The sequence below is a fragment of the Cupriavidus sp. UGS-1 genome (assembly GCF_021213615.1).
Taxonomy (GTDB): domain Bacteria; phylum Pseudomonadota; class Gammaproteobacteria; order Burkholderiales; family Burkholderiaceae; genus Cupriavidus.
Genome location: NZ_JAJQJF010000002.1, coordinates 162,031 through 186,522, shown reverse-complemented (window position 1 = coordinate 186,522; position 24,492 = coordinate 162,031). Strand labels below are relative to the sequence as shown.

Annotated in this window: 15 protein-coding genes, 1 tRNA gene and 1 pseudogene; 8 read left to right on the top strand and 9 right to left on the bottom strand. The window is 67.9% G+C overall.

Annotated elements, in window-relative coordinates; translation table 11 throughout:
- Positions 1 to 77: 77 nt before the first annotated feature.
- Positions 78 to 167, top strand: a tRNA-Ser gene (locus LRR16_RS03430).
- A gap of 102 nt (positions 168 to 269) precedes the next feature.
- Here the strand turns inward: LRR16_RS03430 and LRR16_RS03425 are convergent.
- From LRR16_RS03425 to LRR16_RS03415, 3 genes are all read right to left on the bottom strand, one after another.
- Complete coding sequence (locus tag LRR16_RS03425; protein WP_232204801.1) at positions 270 to 1,226, bottom strand: Rpn family recombination-promoting nuclease/putative transposase; 957 nt, start codon at positions 1,224 to 1,226, stop codon at positions 270 to 272.
- 171 nt (positions 1,227 to 1,397) lie between these two features.
- Positions 1,398 to 2,351, bottom strand: a complete 954-nt coding sequence (locus LRR16_RS03420; RefSeq protein WP_052511479.1) for a glutamate/aspartate ABC transporter substrate-binding protein — start codon at positions 2,349 to 2,351, stop codon at positions 1,398 to 1,400.
- A 130-nt stretch (positions 2,352 to 2,481) separates the two neighbouring features.
- The gene (locus LRR16_RS03415) at positions 2,482 to 3,744 is read right to left on the bottom strand and encodes a D-amino acid dehydrogenase (RefSeq protein WP_006577613.1); all 1,263 of its coding nucleotides are present in this window, start codon (positions 3,742 to 3,744) and stop codon (positions 2,482 to 2,484) included.
- Between the two features lie 124 nt (positions 3,745 to 3,868).
- On the opposite strand from LRR16_RS03415, the gene LRR16_RS03410 reads away from it, so the two are divergent.
- Positions 3,869 to 4,822: a LysR family transcriptional regulator gene (locus tag LRR16_RS03410; RefSeq protein WP_232204800.1), complete on the top strand. Its 954-nt coding sequence runs from the start codon at positions 3,869 to 3,871 to the stop codon at positions 4,820 to 4,822.
- Positions 4,823 to 4,840: 18 nt separating this feature from the next.
- On the opposite strand, the gene LRR16_RS03405 is transcribed toward LRR16_RS03410, so the two are convergent.
- Together LRR16_RS03405 and LRR16_RS03400 are read right to left on the bottom strand one after the other, a co-directional pair.
- Positions 4,841 to 6,184 carry an MBL fold metallo-hydrolase gene (locus LRR16_RS03405; protein WP_023265219.1) on the bottom strand — a complete coding sequence of 448 codons (1,344 nt, stop codon included), beginning with the start codon at positions 6,182 to 6,184 and terminating at the stop codon, positions 4,841 to 4,843.
- Positions 6,181 to 8,355, bottom strand: coding sequence for a S8 family serine peptidase (locus LRR16_RS03400; RefSeq protein WP_232204799.1), 2,175 nt, complete (start codon positions 8,353 to 8,355; stop codon positions 6,181 to 6,183). Before LRR16_RS03400 ends, LRR16_RS03405 begins: the two co-directional genes overlap by 4 nt.
- Before the next feature lie 133 nt (positions 8,356 to 8,488).
- Here LRR16_RS03400 and LRR16_RS03395 point away from each other — a divergent pair.
- A pseudogene (locus tag LRR16_RS03395) lies at positions 8,489 to 9,463 on the top strand (phosphatase PAP2 family protein); the annotation flags it as partial.
- Between the two features lie 151 nt (positions 9,464 to 9,614).
- On the opposite strand, the gene LRR16_RS03390 reads toward LRR16_RS03395, so the two are convergent.
- Complete coding sequence (locus LRR16_RS03390) at positions 9,615 to 11,060, bottom strand: hemolysin family protein (RefSeq protein WP_232204798.1); 1,446 nt, start codon at positions 11,058 to 11,060, stop codon at positions 9,615 to 9,617.
- A 314-nt stretch (positions 11,061 to 11,374) separates the two neighbouring features.
- On the opposite strand from LRR16_RS03390, the gene LRR16_RS03385 reads away from it, so the two are divergent.
- Together LRR16_RS03385 and LRR16_RS03380 are read left to right on the top strand one after the other, a co-directional pair.
- Positions 11,375 to 12,112, top strand: a complete 738-nt coding sequence (locus LRR16_RS03385) for a transporter substrate-binding domain-containing protein (protein WP_231906276.1) — start codon at positions 11,375 to 11,377, stop codon at positions 12,110 to 12,112.
- Positions 12,113 to 12,325: 213 nt separating this feature from the next.
- Positions 12,326 to 12,985, top strand: coding sequence for an amino acid ABC transporter permease (locus LRR16_RS03380; RefSeq protein ID WP_232204797.1), 660 nt, complete (start codon positions 12,326 to 12,328; stop codon positions 12,983 to 12,985).
- Between the two features lie 244 nt (positions 12,986 to 13,229).
- On the opposite strand, the gene cphA (LRR16_RS03375) is transcribed toward LRR16_RS03380, so the two are convergent.
- Together cphA (LRR16_RS03375) and cphA (LRR16_RS03370) are read right to left on the bottom strand one after the other, a co-directional pair.
- Entirely contained in the window at positions 13,230 to 15,803 is a 2,574-nt protein-coding gene (cphA, locus tag LRR16_RS03375; protein ID WP_064572903.1) for a cyanophycin synthetase, read from the bottom strand.
- A 130-nt stretch (positions 15,804 to 15,933) separates the two neighbouring features.
- Positions 15,934 to 18,582, bottom strand: coding sequence for a cyanophycin synthetase (gene cphA / locus LRR16_RS03370; protein ID WP_232204796.1), 2,649 nt, complete (start codon positions 18,580 to 18,582; stop codon positions 15,934 to 15,936).
- A gap of 314 nt (positions 18,583 to 18,896) precedes the next feature.
- Here cphA (LRR16_RS03370) and LRR16_RS03365 point away from each other — a divergent pair, with 314 nt between their 5' ends.
- The 3 genes from LRR16_RS03365 (at position 18,897) to LRR16_RS24485 (ending at position 22,472) form a co-directional block, all read left to right on the top strand.
- Positions 18,897 to 21,248 carry an ABC transporter ATP-binding protein gene (locus LRR16_RS03365; RefSeq protein ID WP_232204795.1) on the top strand — a complete coding sequence of 784 codons (2,352 nt, stop codon included), beginning with the start codon at positions 18,897 to 18,899 and terminating at the stop codon, positions 21,246 to 21,248.
- Between the two features lie 12 nt (positions 21,249 to 21,260).
- Entirely contained in the window at positions 21,261 to 21,755 is a 495-nt protein-coding gene (locus tag LRR16_RS03360; RefSeq protein ID WP_232204794.1) for a DUF1854 domain-containing protein, read from the top strand.
- A gap of 144 nt (positions 21,756 to 21,899) precedes the next feature.
- Positions 21,900 to 22,472 (top strand): RcnB family protein, encoded by a 573-nt coding sequence (locus LRR16_RS24485; protein WP_370646747.1) that lies wholly within the window; start codon positions 21,900 to 21,902, stop codon positions 22,470 to 22,472.
- A gap of 174 nt (positions 22,473 to 22,646) precedes the next feature.
- Here the strand turns inward: LRR16_RS24485 and LRR16_RS03350 are convergent, their stop codons facing one another.
- Positions 22,647 to 24,455: a DEAD/DEAH box helicase gene (locus LRR16_RS03350; RefSeq protein WP_232204948.1), complete on the bottom strand. Its 1,809-nt coding sequence runs from the start codon at positions 24,453 to 24,455 to the stop codon at positions 22,647 to 22,649.
- Positions 24,456 to 24,492: the final 37 nt, after the last annotated feature.

The following is a 24,492-nucleotide window of genomic DNA, read 5'->3' as shown; positions in this document are numbered from 1 at the left end:
GAAAAACGTGCCGACCCTCTTGCAGTCTGTTTTTGACTTCTCTATAATCTCGGTTTCGCCGCAACGCGACCAGTTCAGGAGAGGTGGCAGAGTGGTCGAATGTACCTGACTCGAAATCAGGCGTACCGGCAACGGTACCGTGGGTTCGAATCCCACCCTCTCCGCCAGTAGTGCAAAACCCCCGAAGGCCTGCCTTCGGGGGTTTTTGTTTTGGGCGGTGCTTCTTGTTCGGGTTTGGGCACGCTGGCTCAATCCAATCGATCAGGGAATCAGGCGGCGACCCGTCCTTCAGTGTGGTCACTGAAGATGTCGTCGAGGCATTGGGCTGAGTCCAGCCGATCCACCCAGCGTTCGAGTTGTTCGGTATTGGCCCGCGCGATGCGGGAGGCAATGTCCGGCGGCAACGAGCCAAATCGCTGTGTCAGCACCTTCTGCAGCACGTATGCTTCGCCCTCTACCTTGCCTTGCAACACTCCCTTCTGTCTCAACTCATTTAGCGACAACACCAGACTCATATTGACCTCCTTCAGGTTGACCACCTCCGGCAGCAACAGAACCCCGTCGCTCCGGCGATGGAGTAGTTGACGCATCCAGATCGAAAAAATCCGGTGCAGTTCGACGTCGCCAGCGATCATCTCGTTCAGTTGATCGACCAGTTCCGGCAGACGATCGAGATCCCCGCGCTCGATCAGGATCACCATGGCCACGCGATTGTTCAGCGCCTGCAGATCGCGGTCCCGATACTGGCTCGTATCGATCAGCAGGTAGGCGAGTTGAGGCTGGAACCTTGCTGCCAGGCGGGGAGCGGCAGTGACCATCGACGCAATATCGGTAGGCGCGGTCCACGGTGCCTTGCCGGTGTACATCACCAGCGGCAGCACGGGCGGCAGCTTGCGATCCGCGAGCACGTTCTTGCGGCGGCCGAGGTCCTGATAGAGCAGTCCCATATATTCCATGACCCGCACCGCCATATAGGGGTCGACGGTGCTCTGGAATTCGATCGGCATGTAGAGGTAGAGCCAATCGTCATCGGCGCGGACGCGCCAGACCACATCATTGGCGCGTTGGCGCAAGTTGTCGCCAACGTATTGCGGGGGAATTTTCTCCAGCGTTTCGAAATCGAGGCTGCGCAGCCAGTCGTTCTCGACGAATGCGGTGACCAGTTCGCGCACCAGGTCGGGCGTGGAGAACAGCAGCTTGTAGCAGGAGTCGTAGGTCTGAACCATGATCGGCGATACCTTGTTGAGACCTGCGTAGCTTGCCGATCGGCGGACCCGGAAGCTTCTGAAAAATGCACGCACTTTACGTTTCGATTGGAGGCGCGCGCAGAATGAGAAAAGTCCGCATCGACGCGCGAGCGCCGACGCGGACTTCCTGATGCGAGAAACCGAAAGCGCTTACTGGAACGCCTTGTCGTTCGGGTTCGCGAACAGTTCCTTCATCTCGGCCGACAGCGGGTAGTTCATGTTGATGCCGCGCGGCGGGATCGGCGACTGGAACCACTTCTTGTACAGCTGCTCGGCCTTGCCCGACTTCATCAGGTCGGCGATCACGCCGTCGGCGAGCGCCTTGAACTGCGGATCGTCCTTGCGCAGCATGCAGGCGTAGTTCTCGGTCTGCAGCGGCGTGCCGGCGACGGTCCATTCGCCGGGATTCTTGGCCTTGGTCAGTTCGCCGTACAGCAGCGGCTCGTCCATGACGAAGGCGACCGCGCGGCCCGATTCCAGCATCAGGAAGGCCTGGCCGTGGTCCTTGGCGCCGGTCAGGTTCATGTTCATCGCCTTCTCGCCGTTCATCTTGACCAGCAGGCGCTCACCCGTAGTGCCGGCGGTCGTCACGACGTTGCGGCCCTTCAGGTCATCGAAGTCCTTCACGCCGGCGTCCTTGCGCACCAGCATGCGGATGCCGTAGACGAACAGGCTGTTGGTGAAGCCGACCTGCTTCTGGCGCTCGAGGTTGTTGGTGGTCGAGCCGCATTCGAGATCGATGGTGCCGTTCTGCATCAGCGAGATGCGGTTCTGCGAGGTGATCGGGATCATCCGAACCTGCAGGTTCGGCATGTTCAGCTGCGTCTTCACCTTGTCGACGATGGCCATCATGATCTCGTGCGAATACCCCATGACCTCGCGGCCATTGGTATAGGAGAACGGGATCGACGATTCGCGATGGCCGAGGGTGATCACGCCGTTCTGCTTGATCTTGCTCAGCGTGTCGTTCTGTTGGGCATGGGCGGCGCCGATGGTGCCGAACGCACCGCAAGCGAGCGCGGCGGTCAGCACGGCGCCCAGGGCGGATCGCAGCGAACGGCGCGCCTGTCGTGGCGCAGTGCGGGTGGCGGTAGGCAGTTTCATGGTCAGGCTCTCCTTGGTTGTGGAACGGCTCTTGTTGAAACGCGACATCGGTTGTACTGCTAGCAAGGGCCGTGCAAGCGGCGGCTCCTCGTTCCGCTCTTCTGTCCTGTACTGCGCGGGCAGTGGCGCGCTACGCCAGCGTCGCGCTGTAGTCGGCGGGATCGACCGCGGGCGGCCGCTTCGCGATCATATCCGCCAGCAGTCCCGCGCTGCCCATTGCCAGCGTAAACCCCAGTCCCCCGTGCCCGATGTTGAGCCACAGATGACGCAGCCGCGACTGTCCGATCAGTGGCAGTCCGCTCGGTGTGGCAGGGCGCAGCCCGGCCCAGGGCTGCAGGTCGGACAGCGGGCGGTCGCCGGCGATGCCGCCGAACACCGAGCGCGTTTCGTCCAGCAGCGTTGCCGCGCGGCGTTCGTCGATGCGCGTATCGGGCCGCGTCAGGTCGGCCATGCCGGCCACGCGCAGCGTATTGCCGATGCGGGCATAGACGATCTTGCGGGCGAAGTCGGTGACGCTGATATGGGGCGCCTGCGCGCCGCTGCCGACGGGCACGGTGATGCTGTACCCCTTCAGCGGCCACAGCGGCGCGCGCAGTCCGAGCGGCCGCAGAAGTGTCGCGCTGCCGATGCCGCCGGCCAGCACCACCGCATCGGCGGCCTCGAAGCCGCTGTCGGTATGCACGCCGCGGGCCGCGTCGCCCCGGCGTTCGATCGCACGGACCGCGGTACCGAAGCGCAGCGACACATTGGGGTGCTGGCGCAGCAGATTGGCCAGCCCGACGCAGAAGCGGTGGCAATCGGCCACTTCCTCGCTCGGGGTATGGATCGCGCCGACGATCTGGTCGCGGATGCCGGCCAGCGCCGGTTCCAGCGCCACGCAGGCGTCGCGGTCCAGCGCATGCTGCTCGCTGCCGAGCCCGGCCTGGTAGTCCAGCAGCCGGCGCGCCGCATCGAAGCTGGCCGCGTCGCGGTGGACGATCAGCTTGCCGCGCCGCGCAAAATCGAAATCGATGTCGTGTCTATCGAGGAAGGCGCGCATGCGGTCGCGCGAATGAAAGGCCAGCCGCAGCAGCTTGCGCGTGGTCGCATCGCTGCGCGAGGCATTGCAGGCGCCGACGAAGGCGGCCAGCCAGCGCCATTGGGCCGGGTCCAGCCGCGGGCGCCAGCGCAGCGGCGCGTCGCGGCGCAGCAGCCAGCCGGGCACCTTGGCCAGCACGCCGGGACCGGCCAGCGGCGCCACATAGCTGTAGCTGAGCTGCCCGCCGTTGGCGAAGCTGGTCTCCAGCCCCGGACCGTCGCGCCGCTCCAGCACCGTGACCTCATGGCCGTCGTTGGCCAATTGCCAGGCGGTGGCCATGCCGACCACGCCGGCGCCGGTGATCACCACCTTCATTGCCGTATCCGTCCCTACCGGTTTGCGATGCCGCAAGGGTAGAGCAGGGCGGCGCGGCTGCCCAATGCGAAGACGTGCCAGAATATGTCTTTCAGCTATACCCCGCCCGGCTACCGAGGATTCCATGCGCCTGCGACAGATCGAGGTCTTCCGTGCCGTGATGCTGACCGGTACCGTCAGCGAGGCGGCGCGGCTGCTGCACGTCTCGCAGCCGGTGGTCACGCGCGTGCTGCAGCATGCCGAGGCCTCCCTCGGCTTCCGGCTGTTCGACCGCGGCAAGGGCCGGTTGCGGCCGACGCCCGAGGCCACCGCGCTGTATGGCGATGTCGAACGGCTATACGGCGAGATCGACCGCGTGCGGCGCGTCTCCGAGAGCCTGCGCCACAAGGGCGCCGGCCGGCTGCGCGTGGCGGCGACGCCGAGCCTGGCCGATCCGCTGCTGGTGCCGGCGCTGCAGCGCTTCTGCGCGCGCCATCCCGACACCCAGGTGCAGGTACTGACCCACCATACCGACGAGATCGTGCAGGGTCTGCTGCGCAACCAGATCGATATCGGCTTCGCCTTCGCGCCGCCACGGCACGAGGCGATCGCCGCGCAGACGGTGGCCGAAGGCCGCATGCTGCTGGCGGTGCCGCGCGGGCAGCCGCTGGCCGGGGCGGCGCGGCGTACGCCTTTGCCGATGGCCAGGCTGATGGACCGCGCCTTCATCGGCTACGACGACCACAGCTCGCTCGGCCTGATGGTGCGCCAGCTGCTGGCGCGCAATGCGCTGGAGCCGCGCTCGACGCTGGAGGTGCAGACCTACTCGCTGGCGCGCAAGCTGGTCGAGAGCGGGCTCGGCGTGGCGCTGCTCGACCAGTACACCGCGCTCGGCAGCGATCCGCGGACCGTCTCGCTGCACGAGATCCAGCCGGCGATGGCCTTCGAGATCCAGATGCTGCGCGCCAGCCATCGCGGCATACCGAGCCTGGCCGACCAGCTGCGCGAGCGCTTTGCCGAGGCCGCGCAGGAACTGGCCGGCCAGCTCGGCCGGCGCCTGTCCGCGCCGGTGGTCGCCTTCGAGCACGCGCTCAAATAGCGCCGCTGGATGCCGTGCTCAGCGCAGCGTCAGGCTGGCGTAGGCGCCTTCGACGAAGCGCACCCGCAGCCGCGGACCGTGCTTGCGCAGTGCCGCTTCGGCCCAGCGCTGGACCTGCTCCATGTGGGCGATATGGCTTTGCTGCGTCTGCGCGGCGGCGGTGGTGTTGAACCAGAACGTGAACGGCCGGGATTCGGCCTCGGGTGTGCGCGCGCGCTGCGCCGCGGGTCCGACGCGTGAGGCCAGCAAGGCGTCGAGCACCGTCAGCTCCGGGTTGGTATGCGCGCCGTTGCCGCAGAACAGGTAATGATCGGCCGATACCGTGCGGCAAAACGCCGGCGACATATTGTTCTCGGAGCCGTGATGCTGGACCTTCAGCACGTCGACGTGCAGCGCGCCGTCGCGCAGCAGTTCGGCCTGCTTGAGGCCGGCCAGGATCATGTCGGGATGCGCGTCGCCGGTCAGCAGCACGCGACGGTCGTCCTCCTCCACGAGCAGGATCAGCGAAGCGATGTTCGGCGTGGTAACACCCCGGTACGACGGCGTGCCCTCCCACTCGCGCAGGTCGAACGGATCGTCGGCCCGGCCGCCCGCCATCGCCAGCAGCCCGCTGGCGTAGCGGTCGCGAATGGCCTGGGCGCGCAGGCGATTGGCGGGATCGCGCAGCCAGTTGTTCCAGCCTTCGCGCAGCCGCTTCAGTTCCGCCGCGGTGGGGCCGAGCACGCGGATGCGCAGCGAGCCGAGCGACTGCACCGGTGCGTCGGGCCGCGCGACGATCAGCTTGCCGGCGGAAGCGGCGGCCGGCGCCACGCCGGTCTCCGCGGTGTCGCCCAACGGGCCATTCAACGCAATATCGAGCAGATCGGCCTTGACCAGCCGGGATACCCGCAGCGCCTGCGGCACCGAGTTGGCAATGCGCGCGTATTCGTGCCCCAGCCGCTCCAGCGGCTCGACGTGGCTGGCCCGCAGCGCCCGCGCATTTGCCGCCAGCAGCGTATGGATCGGTCCCGCGTTGGTGCCGATCTGGTCGTGGAAGGCGTTGTGCCACAGCGCGCCGATGCGCGGCACACGGCGAGCCTCCGGTTTGGCGGGCGGATCGCCCCGCTCGGCATGGTAGTCGTAGACCTTCCACTGGAGCGCGGCCTCGAGCATTGCCAGCACGCCGCCCAGATGATCGTCGTCGATATGCGAGACGTAGACCAGATCGAGCATGGCGCCGTCGCGCGCGAGCCGCTCCAGCGACGGCGCGACGAAATCGCGCATCGCCGCGCCGGTGCCGCCGTCGCACAGCATGCGGTGGCCCGACGCCGCCTCGATCAGCAGGCAGTCGCCCTGATAGGACTGGAACAGGCGGATCTTCATGCGCGCCTCCGCGCCGGTGGGTCGCGACGCTCGCGGCGCTCGTCGAAGGCACGTGCCTCGGCGATCGCGGCGACCGGATCGATCAGGCCGTAGCCCGCGTCGTTGCGCCAGGCGTAGTCGTGCGAGGGCAGCGGCCGCGCGGTGCGCCGCAGGATGCCCTGGCACTGCGCCGCCGTCAGCGTCGGCTTGGCCGCCAGCATCAGGCCGATCACGCCGCATACGTAGGGACTGGCCATGCTGGTGCCCGTCATCGGGACCCAGCCGCCGCCCTCGACGAAGCCATTGGCGGCGACGATGCCGGTGCCCGGCGCGCAGACGTCGGGCTTGTTGCGGCCGTCGCGCGTCGGCCCCTGGCTGCTGGAGATATGCACGCGCGCCTGCTCGGTGTCGGCGTTTGCCACACCGATCACCCAATGCGCGCAGGCCAGCGAATTGATCGAATGCGAATCGACGTTGGTCGCCTCGGCGAAGAACGATGGGAAGCGGTAGGCCGCCAGTTCGCGCCGGCGCTGCAGCTCCATCGGATCGTCGCGCTCGATCCATGCGTGAAAGCTGCCGTCGCGGATCTCGTCGCCGTGCAACCGTACCTTCCACACCCCGGCGGTGATCGGCGTATAGGCGCGCGCATCGAGGAAGGGCGACAGGTAGACGCCGATGTAGTTATCGCCGTTGGACGGGTGGTAGAGCTCGTTGTAGACCGACAGCACGGTGCCGTCGGGCAGGCGCCGGTTCTCGATGTATTGCTTCGGCGCGACCTCGTACCACTCGGTCGAGCCGGGCGGCTGCACCGAGACCGTCATGCGGTCCTGCGCGCCGTACCAGATCTCGAGCTCGTTCTCGGACAGATCGGCGATGCCGTCGCCGACCACGATCCATTCGAGCTCGACCGTCAGGCCCTTGGCCGCGATCCTGCCGCTGGTATGGATGCGGCCCATGATCCAGCCGAAGCGGTCCTCGTCGGTCGGACGCTCCTGTCCGGCATTGCCGGCCGCGATCGAGATCGCGCGGCCCGGCGTGGCGAGGAACGCGTCGAGCCAGCGGCAGGTGCCGTTGGCGCCGTCGTGCGAGCCGCCGTTGGTACCCAGGCTGATATTGATCGACAGCGGCAGGCCCTCGCGTTCGGCCACCGCCAGCAGATATTCGACCGCATGGACGATGCGCGACGCATCGCTGAAGGTCCAGCGCCGCGCGGCATAGTCGTCGCCGGGCGGCTCCACGCTGATCAGCACGCCGGCAATCAGCGCGCCGGGACACAGTCCCTGATTGCCCGCGGCGATGCTGGCCACATGGGTCGCATGCGAGCCGGGCTCCTGCTGCGATTGGCGCTCCAGCTCGGTGGCCGGCGGTCCGCCCTTGCGCGCGGCCTGCAGCGCCGCGTTCAGGCGCTCGCGCGTCAACTCGGCGCCATAGCCGAAGGCCTGCGGCGGCGGCCGGAAATCGCCGCCCTGGTCCCAGATCGAGACGAAGCGCGTATTGCCGTCGGCATCGAGGAAATCCGGATGCGAGAAATCGAAGCCGCCGACGTCGATAATGCCGATCAGCACACCGGCGCCGTTCTGCGGCTGGCCGTCGACCGCGACGCGGCGCGGCGTCGGTTCGATCGCCGCCGCCGCCGCGGGGCCGCGATCGGGGCGCGGCAGCCGCAGCGACAGCGTCTCGCTGCGGTGCACGTAGCGCACGCCGTCGAGCGCGGCCAGCGCGCGCAACGTGGAGATCGGCACGGTGGCGGCGATGAAATTGCGCCGATGCAGCAGCGGCGTGGCGGGCTGCTGTCCGGGACGGCGCCGATGGCCGGCTTCGGCCAGCATGCGGTCGATGGCGCGCAGCACGTGCTCGGTATCGTCGGGCGCGCCGGGCTCGCGCGGCTCCGTCTCGACGATCACGTTGATGAAGACGTCGTCGGCCACCGGCATGGCCTGCTGCTTGGGCCGGGTCACGCGGCCGCGATGCACCGTCAGGCAGCTGAAGTCGCTGAGGCCGGCGGCAAAGCGGTCGCGTTCCTGCTGCTCGATCGTCAGCCGGCGCCCGGCCGGCTCGGGCAGCGCGGACTTGCGCGTGACCACGCATTGCGAGTATTGCGCGCGCAGCTGGTTGACCGGCTCGCTGCCGTTGCTGACCTGGCGCAGCTTGGGATGCAGATGCTGCAGGGGCGGGGTATCGTCGCGTGGCATCGGGGTTTTCTCCTCGTCGCGCTCGCTGCATAGCCTAACGGCTTCGTGCCGGCGCGGCCACTGCAAAATTTTCAAGCGTGAGTTCAGCGCGATCGCAGCCGGGCCGCCGGTTTGCCCAGGGCCGCGTTCTATCATGCGGACTGAGCGGTGGTTTTACCTGACCGGGATGACACGGTCATTGCCGCGGTCCAATACCGAATACACGGAACCTGCCCATGCTCCGATTGACGACGAGATTGACGACGAGATTGACGACGAGTTCGAGGACACGATGGACGAGCTGATCGCCGAGTGGCCTGCCTGGCTGCGCTTCGAGCAACCCACGCCCGGCCTGCTGATCGGCGGCCTGCTGCTGTTCGTCGTGCTGGCCGTACTGGGGCTTTGCCTCGTTCGTATCGCGCTGGTGCTGATCCATCCGGCGGTGCGGCTGCTCGATTCGCTGCGCCGCGTCGCACACGATGCGCTGCACGCGCGGGCGGGTGACCGCTGGCCGCGCGTGCTGAAGCTGCTGGAGCGCGAGGTCGCCGAAATCCTGCTGGTGGCGATCGCGGCGGCGGTGCTGCTTGCGAGCGGCGGCCTGCTGATCTGGCTGGCGATGGCGGTCGCCGCGGAAACGCCGCTGGTGCGCGTCGACCAGGCGGTGTTCGCGTGGCTGCAGCAGGGCCGGCAGGACTGGCTCGATGTCGCGATGACCGCGATCACCGAATTCGGCGGTGCGCGCATCGTGGTGGCGATCGGCATTGCGGTGTTCGGGTGGCTGGCGTGGCGCCGGGCATGGGCCGCCGCCGCCTATTGGACGATCGCGCTGATCGGTGCGCGTGCCTGCGTGATGGTGCTCAAATACGGCCTGGCCCGCGGGCGGCCGGCCAGCATCTACGGCGGCGTGGAGTCGTTCTCGTTTCCGAGCGGGCATGCGACCAGCAGCATGGTGACCTACGGCTTCCTGGCCTTTCTGCTGTGCGTGCGGCAACCCTGGCGGGTCCGCATCCCGGTGCTGGCGGTGACGGCGACCGTGGTGGTCGCGATCGGCCTGTCGCGGCTCTACCTGGGCATGCATTGGCTGTCGGATGTGGTGGCCGGCTACGCGCTGGGCATGGCCTGGATCGTGATGCTGGCAACCGCCTATCTGACGCTGCATGTGCCGGCCAGGCTGTCGCCGGCGCCGCTGGCCGGCGTGGCCGCGGCCGCGGCGCTGGCGATGGGGGCGTGGGTCGCGGTCTATCATCTGCCCCACAACGTGGAGCGCTACCGCGATGCGGCTAAGGCCGTGCCCGTTGCGCCGGCGCCGGAGACGGAGACGGAGGGGAGTCCGGCGCGGCTGGACCGGCAGCCGGACCGAGTGCTGGCCCCGCAGGCTGTGGCGATGCCTGCGGCGGCGTAGCGCGGGCGCCGCCACCCGTGCCGCTGCCGCCGCCCCGGCCCGCCGGCAGCCGCGACACCAGCAACTGGTCGATCTTGTGGTGGTCGATGTCGAGTACCTCGAAGCGATAGCCCGCGGTCTCGATGAACTCGGACTTCTTCGGGATGCGTTTCAGGGTATAGATCACCAGTCCGGCCGCGGTGTCGACATAGTCCTCGGCCGGCAGCGCATCGAGATCCAGCGCCTTCTTCAGGTCGACCAGCGGCGTCACGCCGTCGACCAGCCACGAGTCCTCGTCGCGCCGCACGATCTGCTCGTCCTCGGACGAATACAGGATGTCGCCCATCAGCGCGCCGACGATATCGTCGAGCGTGACGATGCCGACCACCAGCCCGTATTCGTTCATCACCACCGCGAAGCTCTGGTGCATCTCGCGAAAGCGCGTCATCGCCTCGGACAGCGTCAGCGTGTCGGGAATCACCAGCACGTTCTTGTCGTAGTGCCGCGCGAGATTGGCGATCGCGGAATCGGCCTCGTCGGCCAGCATCGAGCGCAGGATGTCCTGCGATTCGACGAAGCCCTGCACGTCGTCCAGATCGTGGTCGCAGACCGGGTATTGCGCGTGCGGGTACTTGACCAGCTTGCGCCGCAGGCTGTCGGCGCTCTCGTCCAGCGCGAGGTAGACCACCTCGTCGCGCGGCGTCATGATCGCCGTGACGCTCTTCGAATCGAGCTCGAACACGTTCTCGATCAGATGGATCTCGTGCTTGAGCAGCACGCCGGCCTCGGCGCCGGCATCGACCATCGCCGCAATGTCCTCCGACGTGATCTGCTCGACCGCCTTGGTCGGCAGGCCCAGCAGCCGCAGCGCGGCATCGGCGGCGGCGTTGAACAGCCAGACCAGCGGCTTGAGCACCTTCAGCAGCCACAGCATCGGCCCGATCACCGCGAGCGCGCAGGCCTCGGGGAAGCTCATCGCGATCCGCTTCGGAATCAGGTCGGCGAACTGGATGAACAGCAGCGTGACCAGCAGGAACGAGCCGATATTGGCGGTGCGCTGCGCGACCGTGTCGCTGAAGTGCGGCGACAGCAGCGCGTAGGCAACGTCGGACAGATGCTTCTCGCCCAGTACGCCAGCCAGGATCGCGACGGTATTGACGCCGATCTGCACGATGGTGAAGAAGTTGCCCGGCTCCTCCTTCAGCAGCATCACCTTGGTCGCCCGCCGGTCGCCACGCTCCGACAGCGTCTGCAGCTTGGTGCGGCGCGCGGCGGTCAGGGCGATCTCGGAGATCGAGAAGAAGGCGCTGATCAGGATCAGCAGCAGCAGGATCAGGACGAACATGGCGATGGCGGCAGGGGCCGGTGGCTTTTGGCCGAAAGGGCGTTTCGATGATGGTGCAGGCCGATGCAGGCTGTCAATGCGAACCAGACGCCGCCTGGAGGGGGCGTTATATAGCCATAATAAATTGTTATTTTTCGCTTGATAGGAATTGACTTACTCTGTGCCGGTACGCATGGCGGTGTCGCGTGGGTCGAAACGCCGTCAGGCCCATGCACTATCATGCCGTCCATCAACCTCGATTGGAGAACTCGATGACCTGGTTTCCCGCTGGCTGGATTCGCCCGCTGATCGCGGCGCCGCTGCTGGCCCTGACGATGGCCGGCGCCCATGCCGCCGATCTGCTCGACAACGTCAAGCAGGCAGGCGTCTTGAAGATCGGCCTGGAGGGCACCTATCCGCCGTTCGGCTATCGCGGCGCCAACAACCAGCTCGAAGGCTTCGACGTCGACGTCGCGCGCGCGGTCGCGGGCAAGCTGGGCGTCAAGCCGGAGTTCGTCACCACCGAATGGAGCGGCATCATCGCCGGCCTGCAGGCGGGCAAGTTCGACGTGATCGTCAATCAGGTCAACGTGACGCCGCAGCGCAAGCAGGTGCTCGACTTCTCCAAGCCCTACGTCTTCTCGGCCGCGCAGCTGATCCAGCGCAAGGACGACAAGCGCGAGTTCAAGTCGCTGGAGGACCTGAAGGGCAAGCGGCTGGGCGTCAGCCTCGGCAGCAACTACAACGAACTGGCCAAGTCGGTGGCGGGCATCGACGTCAAGACCTATCCGGGCGCGCCCGAATATCTGCGCGACCTGGCCGCGCAGCGTGTCGATGCCGCGCTGAACGACCGGCTGATGGTCAACTACCTGATCAAGACGTCGAATCTGCCGCTGCGCGCCGGCGCGGTGGTGAAGGGCGGCGATACCGAGGTCGCGATCCCGTTCCGCAAGGACAATCCGAAGTTCGCACAGGCGCTCGACCGCGCGCTGGACGATCTGCGCAAGGACGGCACGCTGACCAAGCTGTCGAACAAGTGGTTCGGCGCGGACGTGACCAAGCCGGTGAAATAAACCGACAAGCCCGTCGTCCCCGCGAAGGCGGGGACCCAGTGGCTTTCGCAGTCGAGACCAAGTCGCTGGGCCTGCGCCTTCGCGGGGGCCACAACTTCAAAGAGCGGACGGCAGTGCAATCGCACTGCCGTTTTGTTTTTTGGGGCACCAATTTATGATTCCGACTTTGCGCGGTCATCAGCGCCTCCATCCCCGCCTCCATTCCCGCCTGCCATGCCATCCCTTCAACTGGTAATCGATTCGCTGCCCGTGCTGCTGCAAGGCATGGTGCTGACCATCAAGTTCGCGCTGTGGTCGATGGCCTTCGGGCTGATGATCGGCCTGGTGGTCGCGCTGATGGGGATCGGCCACAACCGCGTGCTGAGGGCGATCGCGCGCGTCTATGTCAGCGTAATGCGCGGCACGCCGCTGCTGGTGCAGATCTTCGTGGTGTATTACGGCCTGCCGGGCATCGGCATCACGATGGAGCCCACTCCCGCCGGCGTGCTGACGCTTAGCCTGAATGTCGGCGCCTATCTGTCGGAAAGCATGCGCGGGGCGATCCTCGGCATCTCTCGCGGGCAATGGCTGGCGGCCTACAGCCTCGGGCTGACGCCCGCGCAGACGCTGCGTTACGTGGTCGGTCCGCAGGCGCTGCGCATCGCGGTGCCGAGCCTGTCGAACAGCCTGATCAGCCTGATCAAGGACACCTCGCTGGTGTCGGTGATCACGGTCACCGAACTGCTGCGCACCACGCAGGAGCTGATCGCGGCGACCTACCAGCCGCTGCCGCTGTATCTCGCGGCGGCCGCGATCTACTGGATATTGAGCACGCTGCTGTCGTTCGTGCAGCGGCTGCTGGAGAGAAGATTGTCGTTGCCGGGGCGGCATTGACGGGGGTGGGGCGGGCGCTGTTTGCCCTCTCCCCAGCCCTCTCCCGCAAGCGGGAAAGGGAGCGGGTCAGCGCGGGCTTGACGTCTGGCGTCTGATCATCGCTGCACGGTGTTCTTTCCCTTTCCCGCAAGAGGGAGAGGGAGCTGGTCAACGCGAGTTCGACGTCCAGCGTCTGATCATCGCCGCACGGTGTTCCTCCCCTCTCCCGCTAGCGGGAGAGGGGCCGGGGGAGAGGGCAAGCGCCTCACCCCGCTTCCGCGATCCGCTTCGCGATATGGTCCAGCGCCTCCTCGACCTGATCGACCAGGATCAGGCACAGGTCGCCTGGCTGCAGGCGGCCCAGCGCGGTATCGATGGCGAGGAACTCGCCGCGGATCTCCTCGACCGCGCTGGCCCGCGTGGCACCCTGCAGCCCTTCGCGCAGCAGCGCCAGCACCTCGCCATCTTCGCGCCCGCGCTGGCACTGGTCCTGGTACAGCACCACGTCGTCGAACACGCCGCCGAGGATCTGCGTCTGGCGGCGGATGTCCTCGTCGCGGCGGTCGCCGGCGCCGCTGATCACCACCATGCGGCGGCGCGAGGGCATCGTCTCGATCGCGTTGCACAGTGCCTGGATCGCGTCCGGATTGTGGCCGTAGTCGGCGATCAGCGTCGCGCCGCGATAGTCGAACAGATTGAAGCGTCCCGGCGCGCTCGCCGCGTCGCTGACGAAGGTCGCCAGGCCGCGACGGATCACCGACCAGTCGATGCCCAGCGCCCATGCGGCCGCGGTCGCCGACATCGCGTTCTCGACCTGGAAGCCGATGCTGCCGCCGCGCGTCAGCGGAATATCCTTCAGCGCGATCCGCACCTGGGTGTCGCCCTCGGCGGCAACGAGCTCGTCGCCGTCGGTGAACACCACGCGCTTGCCCTGCGCGCGATGCGTGGCCAGCACCGGGTGCTCGGCATCGCGGGCGAAGAACGTCACCGCGCCCGGGCAGGCGTCGGCCATGCGCGCGACCATCGGATCGGCCGCGTTGAGCACCGCCATGCCGTGCGGCGCGACGTTCTGCACGATCACGCTCTTGAGCACCGCCAGGTCTTCGACCGTGCTGATATAGGAAAGCCCGAGGTGGTCGCCTTCGCCGACGTTGGTCACCACCGCGACATCGCAGCGGTCGAACGCCAGTCCTTCGCGCAGCAGGCCGCCGCGCGCGGTCTCGAACACGGCCGCGTCGACGTCGGGGTGCAGCAGCACATTGCGCGCGCTGCGCGGACCGCTGCAGTCGCCGGTGTCGATACGCTGGCCGTTGATATAGACGCCGTCGGTGCCGGTCATGCCCATGCGCAGGCCGCTGCCGGCCAGCAGGTGGGTGATCAGCCGGACCGTGGTGGTCTTGCCGTTGGTGCCCGACACCGCGACGACCGGAATGCGGCCGTCGTCGCCGTCGGCGAACATCGTCGAGATGATCGCCTCGCCGACCGCGCGGCCCTTGCCGTAGGAGGGCTGCAGATGCATGCGCAGGCCCGGCGCGGCATTGACCTCGACGATGCCGCCGGCCTGTTCCTCGAACGGCTTCAGCACGGTTTCGCAGACCGCGTCGACGCCGCAGATATCGAGGCCGACCATCTGCGCCGCGGCCACCGCGCGCGCCGCCATCTCGGGATGCACGTCGTCGGTGACGTCGGTGGCGGTGCCGCCGGTCGACAGGTTCGCGTTGTTGCGCAGGATCACGCGCGTGCCCTTGGGCGGCACCGATTCCGCGGTCAGGCCTTGCTTGGCGAGCGTGGCCAGCGCGATATCGTCGAAGCGGATCTTGGTCAGCGAGGTCGCATGGCCTTCGCCGCGGCGCGGGTCGCGATTGACCTCGTCGACCAGCTGGCGCACGGTATGCACGCCATCGCCGATCACCTGCGGCGGATCGCGCCGGGCCGCGGCGACCAGCTGGTTGCCGACCACCAGCAGGCGGAAGTCGTGCCCCGGGATATAGCGTTCGACGATCACGTCGCTGCTGATCTCGGCCGCGACCTCATAGGCGGCCATCACTTCCTCGCGCGTGCGGATGCGCACCGCGACGCCCTTGCCCTGGTTGCCGTCGCGCGGCTTGACCACCACCGGCGCGTCGATTTCCTGCGCCACTTCCCATGCCTCTTCGGCGCTGCTGACCGAGCGGCCCAGCGGCACCGGCACGCCGGCCGCGTGCAGCAGGCTCTTGGTCAGCTCCTTGTCCTGGGCAATCGATTCGGCGACCGCGCTGGTCATATCGGTTTCCGCGGCCTGGATGCGCCGCTGGCGGCTGCCCCAGCCGAATTGCACCATGCTGCCCTGCGTCAGGCGGCGATAGGGGATGCCCCGCGCGACCGCCGCATGGACGATCGAGCCGGTGCTCGGTCCGAGCCGCACGTCCTCGTCCAGTTCGCGCAGGCGGGACAGCGCATCGTCCAGGTCGAACGGCGTGTCGTCGCGTGCGGCGATGCACAGCTGCCGGGCCAGATCGAGTGCAAGGCGTCCAACCTCTTCTTCGCTGTACTGGACCACCACCTGATAGGTGCCGGGCTCGACCGTCGGCGAGGTACGGCTGAAGGTCACCGGGCAACCGGCGGCCGCCTGCAGCCGCAGCGTCGCGCATTCGAGCGCATGGGCCAGCGACGCATCGCCGTGCGCATCGTCGGGTCGCAGCGGGCCGATGTCGGGGAAGCGCGCGCGCAGGCGCTCCTCGAATCCCGGCAGGTCCTCGATCGTGCCCGCTTCGTCGGGGCACGCGACGATCGCTTCGATCGCGGTGTGGCGGCACCACAGGTTCGGACCGCGCAGCGCGCGGATGCGTGAGACTTCCATCAATCAGTTTCCTATCGGTCGGCCGCCGGCCGGTCGGGGCGCGACCCCGCGGCAGGCGACCGTTCTATCCTTCAGCGCTTCAGCGTGTCAGAACCTCGGCGCCTTGCCTCTGATCATCGATGCCGGCCGGTCAACCGCGCCGGGCCGGCTGGCCCAGCCAATGGTGAACCTGGTCCAGCGTGGTGCCGATATCGGCCTCGTCGGCCTGCAACACCAGCAGATCGCCCGCCACCAGCTGCGACAGCGCGGCCTCGACGGCCTCGCGGCGGCTGCCCTGGTCGATGATCTTGCTGACGCGGCGGCCTTCGTACAGGCCCTTCTTCAGCAGCGCGCGCGCCTCGCTGTCGGGCAGCTTGCGCGCGACGCTGCGGTCCTCGCACAGGAACACGCGATCGAAGGCGGCGCCGAGCGCCTTGCCCTGTTCGATCAGGTCCGCGTCGCGGCGATCGGCGCCGGCGCCGAACACGGCCAGCCGGCGTTCGGACGGGAAGCGCTCCAGCGCCTTGGCCAAGGCCTCCAGCGCGGGGGCGTTGTGCGCGTCGTCGACGATCACGGTGGCGCCGTTGCGCTCGAACAGCGTAAAGCGGCCCGGCACGTCGAGCTGGCCGACATCGAAGGTCATCACGCCGGCGCGGATCAGCTCGTGCGAGATGCCCAGCGCCCACGCCGCGGCCACCGCCGCCAGCACGTTCTCGATCTGGAAGCCGACGCGGCCGGCATAGGTCAGCGGAATCGCCGCGACGTCGGCCAGCGGCATCTCGCTGTTGCCGGTGGCCAGCACGATGCGGCCGTCGCGCACGTAGACCGCGCGCTTGCCGGCCGCACGGTGCTGCGCGATCGCCGGCAGCTCGGCGCTGCCGCCGAAGAAGATCACGTCGCCGTCGCACAGCTCGGCCATCTCGACCACCAGCGGATCGCGCGCGTTGAGCACCGCGGCGCCGTGCTTGAGCACGACGTCGACCTGCGTGCGCAACACGCTGTACATCTTGTCGGCGTCCTCGATGTAGTAGTGGCCGAGGTGATCCGGAGTATCGATATTGGTGACCACGCCCACCAGGCAGCGGTCGTAGGCCAGGCCCTCGGACAGCATCGTGCCGCTGTCGTTCTCGAACACGGCGGCCTCGACGGCGCGGTTCTTCAGCACGCGGGTCGCGGCCTCCCAGTTGGCACGATCGCCGCCTTCGACCAGCCGGCGATCGAGGTAGAGGCCGTCGCTGCAGGCCAGCCCGGTATGGCGGCCGGACAGCTGCAGCAGACGCGCGACCAGCTTGGCCACCACGGTCTTGCCGTTGGTGCCGGTGATGCCGACCACCGGAATGCGGCCGTCGTCGGCCGGCGCGTCGCCGTCCGCGGCGGGCGGGAACAGGTGATCGACGATCGCGCGGCCGACCGGACGCGGCGTGCCGGCGGCGGGTTTGAGGTGCATCAGCAGGCCGGGGCCGGCATTGACCTCGACGATCGCGCCGCCTTGCTCGGCCAGCGGGCGCGAGATGTCCTCGGCGACCAGGTCGATGCCGGCGATATCGAGGCCCACCACGCGCGCAGCCAGCGCGGCATGCGCGGCGACGCTGGGGTGAACGCGATCGGTGACGTCGAACGCCACGTTGCCGTTGCGCTGGATCAGCACATGGCGGCCCTCGGGCGGCACCGACTCGCCGGTAAAGCCCTGGCGCTTCAGTTCGAGGCGGGCGGCCGAGTCCAGCCGCACGCGGTTCAACGGATGATCCTCGGTGTTGCCCCGGCGCGGGTCGCAGTTGATCTGCAGCTCGATCAGCTCGTCGATGGTCGACTTGCCGTCGCCGACCACGCTGGCCGATTCGCCCATCGCCGCCGCGACCAGCCGGCCGCCGACCACCAGCAGGCGGTGCTCGTTGCCGGGCACGAAGCGCTCGACGATCACGCCGCTGCCTTCCTCGATGGCGACCGCATAGGCGGTCTGCACTTCCTCGCGGCTGAACAGGTTGGTGAACACGCCGCGGCCGTGATTGCCGTCATAAGGCTTGACCACCACCGGCACGCCGATCTCCTCGGCGGCCTCCCAGGCATCCTCGGCGCTGTCCACCAGCCGGCCTTCGGGCACCGGCACGCCGCACGACTCGAGCAGGGACTTGGTCAGGTCCTTGTCCCGCGAAATGCTTTCGGCGATCGCGGAGGTGCGGTCGGTCTCGGCGGTCCAGATGCGGCGCTGGCGCGCGCCATGGCCCAGCTGGACCAGATTGCTGTCGGACAGGCGCAGCGCCGGGATACGGCGGTCGTCGGCCGCATAGACGATGCAGGCGGTGCTCGGGCCGAGCCAGTGGCGATCGATCAAACGGCGCAGTTCATCGACGGCGCCATCGACGTCGAAGGGACGATCCTCGATCGCGGCCATCACCAGATCGCGCGCCAGGAACAGCGCGGCGCGTGCCACGCGCTCGTCCCAGGCCGTGACGATGACCTTGTAGACGCCGACCAGCGGCGTCTCGCGCGCCTTGCCGAAGCCGCCGGGCAGGCCGGCCAGGCTCTGCAGTTCCAGCGTCACATGCTCCATGATGTGCGCCGGCCAGGTGCCTTCCTTCAGCCGCTGCAGGAAGCCGCCGCGCTCGCCGATGCTGCAGCGGTGCTCGATCAGCGAAGGCAGCCAGGCCGTGAGGCGTTCGTAGAAGCCGGGAATCTTGTTGGAGGGGTATTCCTCCAGTTCTCCGATATCGACCCACGCCTCCAGCACCGGCCCATATGTCCACATATTGGGGCCGCGCAGCGACATGACATCGAATATCTCAATGTCCTTTTTCTTCATTGAATTAGCTTGAGGCATGGGCGATGCGCCCGTGGGGCGGAAGTCTAACCTTTCAATAACGTTACAGCGTAGACCTGGTTGACTTCCCGACGAAAAAGCGTTTGTGCGCCGCGACAGACGCTGCCGCGCCGATGTGGCTTCGATGTGGCTTATGTATACTTGCGCCGCGCTTGCGCCGATCCATCCTGCGACATATCGGCATCCTGGCAGCGCCTGCCATTTTTATTTGTATCAAGACATGTCGTTTCGACCGTCGACCGACCGCTTGCGCCATGCTCGCGCAGCCCGACGAAACGACGCCCGCTGTGCCGACCATGACCCTAGCCGCTACCTCCGTATCCTCGACCCCCACGCTGCCTGACCCCTGGCGCGTCTCGCTGGAGGCCGAACTCGGCTCCCACCGGGACCTGCACGGCGAAACGGTGCTGGCCTGGCTGGAGGTCGATCTCGACCGGCGGCTGCATTTTACAGAAGGCGTGTTGGTTGTCACCGACCGCCGCGTGCTGGCCCGGGGCAATGGACAGGACGGGCATGGCGGGCAGGACGGCTGGCGGCAATGGCCGATTGGCGCCGAACTGACGATGCACCATGGCGACCATGCGGGCGTCGGCACGCTGGAGCTGCAGGACCGCAACGGCCGGCTGGCGGCCTGGCACTACACGCTGGGCAACAATCCCGCGGCGCTGCGCCTGCTCGATACGTTCAACGCGCAGCGCGATCGTCTCGCCGCCGGCGCGGCCGCGCGCGAGCCGATCGAGGCCGAGGGCGTCTGCCCGACCTGCCGCGCGCCGCTGCCGCCGGGCGAGGACGAATGCCCGCAATGCAGCCGCGAACTGGAGACGCCTCCGTCGACCTGGGCGCTGCTGCGGCTGTGGCGCTTCGCCCGGCCCTACCGGATGCAGCTGCTGGCGGGCTTCGTGCTGACGCTGCTGTCGACCGGCGCCACGCTGGTGCCGCCGTACCTGACCATGCCGCTGATGGACAAGGTGCTGATCCCCTACCAGAACGGCGTGCCGATCGACTACGACCTGGTGCGGCTCTATCTGGGCGGCCTGCTCGGGGCGGCGCTGATCGCGTGGAGCCTGGGGTGGGCGCGCACCTATCTGCTGGCGCGGGTATCGGAGCGGATCGGCGCGGACCTGCGCACCACCACCTACGAGCACCTGCTGAAGCTGTCGCTCGAGTATTTCGGCGGCAAGCGCACCGGCGACCTGATGGCGCGCATCGGCAACGAGAGCGACCGCATCTGCGTCTTCCTGTCGCTGCATCTGCTCGACTTCTTCACCGACGTGCTGATGATCATGATGACGGCGGTCATCCTGATCTCGATCAACCCCTGGCTCGCGCTGGTCACGCTGGTGCCGCTGCCGTTCATCGCGTGGATGATCCACCAGGTCCGCGACCGGCTGCGCCATGGCTTCGAGAAGATCGACCGCAACTGGTCCGAGATCACCAACGTGCTGGCCGACACCATTCCGGGCATCCGCGTGGTCAAGGCCTTTGCGCAGGAACGCCGCGAGGTCGAGCGCTTTCGCGAGGCGAACCGGCACAACCTGGCGATCAACGATCGCGTCAATGCGGTGTGGTCGCTGTTCACGCCGACCGTGACGCTGCTGACCGAAGTCGGCCTGCTGGTGGTCTGGATCTTCGGCATCTGGCAGGTCTCTCGCGATGCGATCACGGTGGGCGTGCTGGTCGCCTTCCTGACCTATATCAGCCGCTTCTACACGCGGCTCGATTCGATGAGCCGCATCGTCTCGGTCACGCAGAAGGCCGCGGCCGGCGCCAAGCGGATCTTCGACATCCTCGACCACGTGTCGAGCGTGCCGGAGCCGGCGCGGCCCACGCAGCTGCCCCAGGTCAGCGGCGCGATCGAGCTGCGCGATATCGGTTTCCGATACGGCAGCCGCGCGGTGATCCGCGGGCTCGATCTGCAGATCCGTCCGGGCGAGATGATCGGCCTCGTTGGCCACAGCGGCTCGGGCAAGAGTACGCTGGTCAATCTGATCTGCCGCTTCTACGACGTGTCGGAAGGCGCGATCCGCGTCGACGGCGTCGATATCCGTTCGCTGGCGGTGGCCGACTACCGCCGCCATATCGGCCTCGTGCTGCAGGAGCCGTTCCTGTTCTTCGGCACCATCGCCGACAACATCGCCTATGGGCGGCCCGATGCAACGCGCGCCGAGATCATCGCCGCCGCGCGCGCGGCCCATGCGCACGAGTTCATCCTGCGGCTGCCGCACGGCTACGACTCGCTGGTCGGCGAACGCGGCCAGGCGCTGTCCGGCGGCGAGCGCCAGCGCATCTCGATCGCGCGTGCGCTGCTGATCGATCCGCGCATCCTGATCCTCGACGAGGCGACCTCGTCGGTCGACACGGCAACCGAGAAGGAAATCCAGAAGGCCCTCGACAATCTGGTGCAGGGCCGCACCACGATCGCGATCGCACACCGGCTGTCGACGCTGCGCAAGGCGGACCGGCTGGTGGTGATGGATCGCGGGCGCATCGTCGAGGTCGGCCCGCATGACGAGCTGATGGCGCGCGAGGGCGCCTACTATCGGCTGTACCAGGCGCAGGCCCGCAACGTCGATACCGATCCGGACGATCCGGTCGAGGTCAATACCGTCGCGCCCCATGTCACGGCCAGCGCCGCCGTCGTGCAATAAGGAAGTCCGATCATGCAAGCAAGCGAATCGACGACTGCGGTCGCATTCCCGTTCCAGCTGTCGCGCAATCCCTTCGGCCGTCTGGTATTGACGACCGCCGAGGGCGTGGTGCATGAGGGCGTGGTAGCCGTGCGCGCGTTCCCCATCACGGCGCCGGACGATGGCATCGCGCTCGTCAGCGCCGAGGGCCACGAGCTGGCGTGGATCGAGCGCCTGGAGCACCTGCCGGCAACCGCGCGCGCGATCGTCGAGGAAGAGCTGGGCGGGCGCGAATTCATGCCCGAGATCCGCCGCATCGTCAGCGTGTCGACCTTCGCCACGCCGAGCACCTGGCAGGTCGAGACCGATCGCGGCCCGACCCGGCTGGTGCTGCGGGGCGAGGAGGACATCCGCCGGCTGGCGGGCACCACGCTGCTGATCTCGGACAGCCACGGCATCCACTATCTGATCCGCAGCCTGCAATCGCTCGACAAGGCCAGCCGCAAGCTGCTCGACCGCTTCCTGTAGCGGCCGGCGCGCGGCCGGCGCTGCGTCTCCAGTGGCGAGTCTCTTGCGCCGCACCACCGAAATATCCAGATACAAAGCTGCGTTGCCGCCTCGCGCCCCCGGGTGTAACTTGCCATCGCTGTCCCAACCAACAAGGAGATCTCGATGAAGAGGAACCACATGTTGATGGGTTTGCTGGTGGCCGCGGGCGTGCTCGGTTCATCGGTCGGCCTGGCGCAATCCAGCTCCGGTGGCGGCTCGGCCGGCACCGGCGGATACGGCGCAGGAGCGGGGGCCCCACCCGAGTCGCAGCGGGGCGGCTCGCAGATGGGTGGGCCGCAGACGGGTGGCTCGGATACGCGCGGCTCGCAGATGGGTGGGCCGCAGACGGGCGGCTCGGATACGCGCGGCTCGCAGATGGGTGGCTCGCAGAGGGGTGGTGCGCAGATGGGCGGTCCATCGGGACGGGTCGCTCAACCCGGCGAGCGCGCCACGCCGTCGGCTACGCCCGGCGGCCCGGGCGCATCGGCCTCGCCGTATGCTTATGCGCCGGGCCAATGGAAGAAGGGCGATCGTTTGCCGGCCGCCTATCGCGATCGTCAGTACGTGATCGACGACTGGCGCTCGTTCCAGCTGGAACGCCCGCCGAAGGGGCACCAATGGGTCGGCGTCGGCAATGAGTTCCTGCTGGTCTCGACCCGCAACGGCACCATCGCCCGCGTCGTTACGGGGCAATAGCCCGGCAATCGTCGCCCCGGCAATCGTCGCTCCGGCAATCGTCTTGTCTCGGGCAACACGGCCCGCGCAGCGTGAGGACGCTGGCGCGGGTTCTTGTTTCAAGGCATCGCCAAAGAAAAAAGGACGTCAGAAGACGTCCTTTCTTTTTGGTGCGGGGCTGGGCCCCGCACGGTCTTAACGCGAGAAGCGCGAGCGGGCGGGGCGCTGGCCGCCGAAGCCGCCGCCGTTGGCGCCATGGCGATTGCCGTAGCCGCCGCGATTGCCGTCGCCGAAGCTGCGGGCACCATCGCGGCTGTCGCCACGATTTTCGCCACGATAGCCGCCACGGTTGCCGTCGCGGTCGCCGAAGCTGCGCTCGCCAGGCTTGCGGTCGCCGAACGGGCGGTCGCCATATTGACGATCGCCGAAGCTGCGCTCGCCGAACGGGCGATTGCCGTTGCCGCCACTGCCATAGCCACGCGATTCGCCGCCGAAGCTGCGCGGTGCCTGCTCGCGGTCGCCGCGATAGCCGCCACCGTTGCCGCCGCCGTTGCCGTAACCGCGCGACTCGCCGCCGCCGAACTTGCGCTCGCCGCCGCGATAGCCGCCACCATTGCCCGGACGGCCGCCGCCCGGCTTGCCGCCGAAGCCGGTGCGCGGCTTGGGCGTACGGCGCGGTTCCAGGCCTTCGATCACCGACGCCGTGACGCGGTTGTTGGTGAAGCGCTCGATCCGCTTCCACTGGAAGGCATCGTTGTGGTTGACCAGGTTGATCGCCACGCCCGAGCGGCCCGCGCGGCCGGTACGGCCGATACGGTGCACATAGTCCTCGGCCTGCTTGGGCAGGTCGAAGTTCACCACGTGGGTGATATCGGGCACGTCGATGCCGCGCGCCGCCACGTCGGTGGCGACCAGCACGCGCAGGTTGCCGCGGCGCAGTGCCGTCAGCGTGCGATTGCGCGCGCCCTGCGTCATGTCGCCGTGCAATGCGCCGGCGGCAAAACCGGTGTCGGACAGGCGCTCGGCCAGCGAATCGGCATCGCGCTTGGTCGCGGTGAACACGATCGCCTGCTTCAGCGACGCGTCGCGCAGCAGATGGTCGAGCAGGCGCTCCTTGTGCGACATGTCGTCGGTGAAGTGCAGGCGCTGCTCGATGTTGCTCTGATCGGCACGCGCCGCCGCGATTTCGATGCGCTGCGGGTCACGCAGCTGGCGCGCGGCCAGTTGCGCGATGCGGCCATCGACCGTCGCCGAGAACATCAGCGTCTGGCGGGTGGCCGGCGTCGCCGCGACGATCGCGTCGATGTCGTCGGAGAAGCCCATGTCCAGCATGCGGTCGGCCTCGTCGAACACCAGCATGTCGAGCTGCGACAGGTCGATGCGGCCGGCGTCGATATGGTCGAGCAGACGGCCCGGCGTTGCCACCAGGATGTCCGGCATCTTCGACAGCATCGCCAGCTGCTTCGGATAGGGCATGCCGCCCAGGATGCTCGCGCAGATGATGCGGCGCAGATGGCGGCCGTACTTGGCGGCCGCGTCGGTCACCTGCAGCGCCAGTTCGCGGGTCGGCGTCAGCACCAGCAGCGACGGCTGGGCCGGGGCCGGGCGAGGACGCTTGCCCTTCATCCGCTTGACCGGCTCGTCGGCGCGCGGGCGGTTCGGCGCGGGACGCTCCGAAATGCGCTGGATCGCCGGCAGCATGAACGCGGCGGTCTTGCCCGAGCCGGTCTGGCTCGACACCAGCAGGTCGCGGCCGGCCAGGAAGGCCGGGATCGCTTGTGCCTGTACCGGCGTCGGCGTGGTGTAGTTGGCCTCTGCCAGGGCGCGCAGGATCGCGGCGTCCAGGCCGAGCGCGGCGAAGCCGTCGGCGCCTACCGGTGCCGCAGGCGCTTCCTGCGGGTCGAGGATCGCCTGCAGGCGGTCCAGCGGGCTCGCTGCATTGGTGTTGGAAATATCGTTGGCGGAGGCAATAGGCTGCTCCGCACGGAAATCGTGCTGGGTCATGTCGTAAGGGTCTTGATGCATGGCACCCCTGCCATCG

What these genes read in the sequence shown, in the direction of transcription:
- LRR16_RS03425 (WP_232204801.1), bottom strand. Translation starts at nt 1,226, where the DNA reads ATGGTTCAGACCTACGACTCCTGCTACAAGCTGCTGTTCTCCACGCCC.
- LRR16_RS03420 (WP_052511479.1), bottom strand. Translation starts at nt 2,351, where the DNA reads ATGAAACTGCCTACCGCCACCCGCACTGCGCCACGACAGGCGCGCCGT.
- LRR16_RS03415 (WP_006577613.1), bottom strand. Translation starts at nt 3,744, where the DNA reads ATGAAGGTGGTGATCACCGGCGCCGGCGTGGTCGGCATGGCCACCGCC.
- LRR16_RS03410 (WP_232204800.1), top strand. Translation starts at nt 3,869, where the DNA reads ATGCGCCTGCGACAGATCGAGGTCTTCCGTGCCGTGATGCTGACCGGT.
- LRR16_RS03405 (WP_023265219.1), bottom strand. Translation starts at nt 6,184, where the DNA reads ATGAAGATCCGCCTGTTCCAGTCCTATCAGGGCGACTGCCTGCTGATC.
- LRR16_RS03400 (WP_232204799.1), bottom strand. Translation starts at nt 8,355, where the DNA reads ATGCCACGCGACGATACCCCGCCCCTGCAGCATCTGCATCCCAAGCTG.
- LRR16_RS03390 (WP_232204798.1), bottom strand. Translation starts at nt 11,060, where the DNA reads ATGTTCGTCCTGATCCTGCTGCTGCTGATCCTGATCAGCGCCTTCTTC.
- LRR16_RS03385 (WP_231906276.1), top strand. Translation starts at nt 11,375, where the DNA reads ATGGCCGGCGCCCATGCCGCCGATCTGCTCGACAACGTCAAGCAGGCA.
- LRR16_RS03380 (WP_232204797.1), top strand. Translation starts at nt 12,326, where the DNA reads ATGCCATCCCTTCAACTGGTAATCGATTCGCTGCCCGTGCTGCTGCAA.
- cphA (WP_064572903.1), bottom strand. Translation starts at nt 15,803, where the DNA reads ATGGAAGTCTCACGCATCCGCGCGCTGCGCGGTCCGAACCTGTGGTGC.
- cphA (WP_232204796.1), bottom strand. Translation starts at nt 18,582, where the DNA reads ATGAAGAAAAAGGACATTGAGATATTCGATGTCATGTCGCTGCGCGGC.
- LRR16_RS03365 (WP_232204795.1), top strand. Translation starts at nt 18,897, where the DNA reads ATGACCCTAGCCGCTACCTCCGTATCCTCGACCCCCACGCTGCCTGAC.
- LRR16_RS03360 (WP_232204794.1), top strand. Translation starts at nt 21,261, where the DNA reads ATGCAAGCAAGCGAATCGACGACTGCGGTCGCATTCCCGTTCCAGCTG.
- LRR16_RS24485 (WP_370646747.1), top strand. Translation starts at nt 21,900, where the DNA reads ATGAAGAGGAACCACATGTTGATGGGTTTGCTGGTGGCCGCGGGCGTG.
- LRR16_RS03350 (WP_232204948.1), bottom strand. Translation starts at nt 24,455, where the DNA reads ATGACCCAGCACGATTTCCGTGCGGAGCAGCCTATTGCCTCCGCCAAC.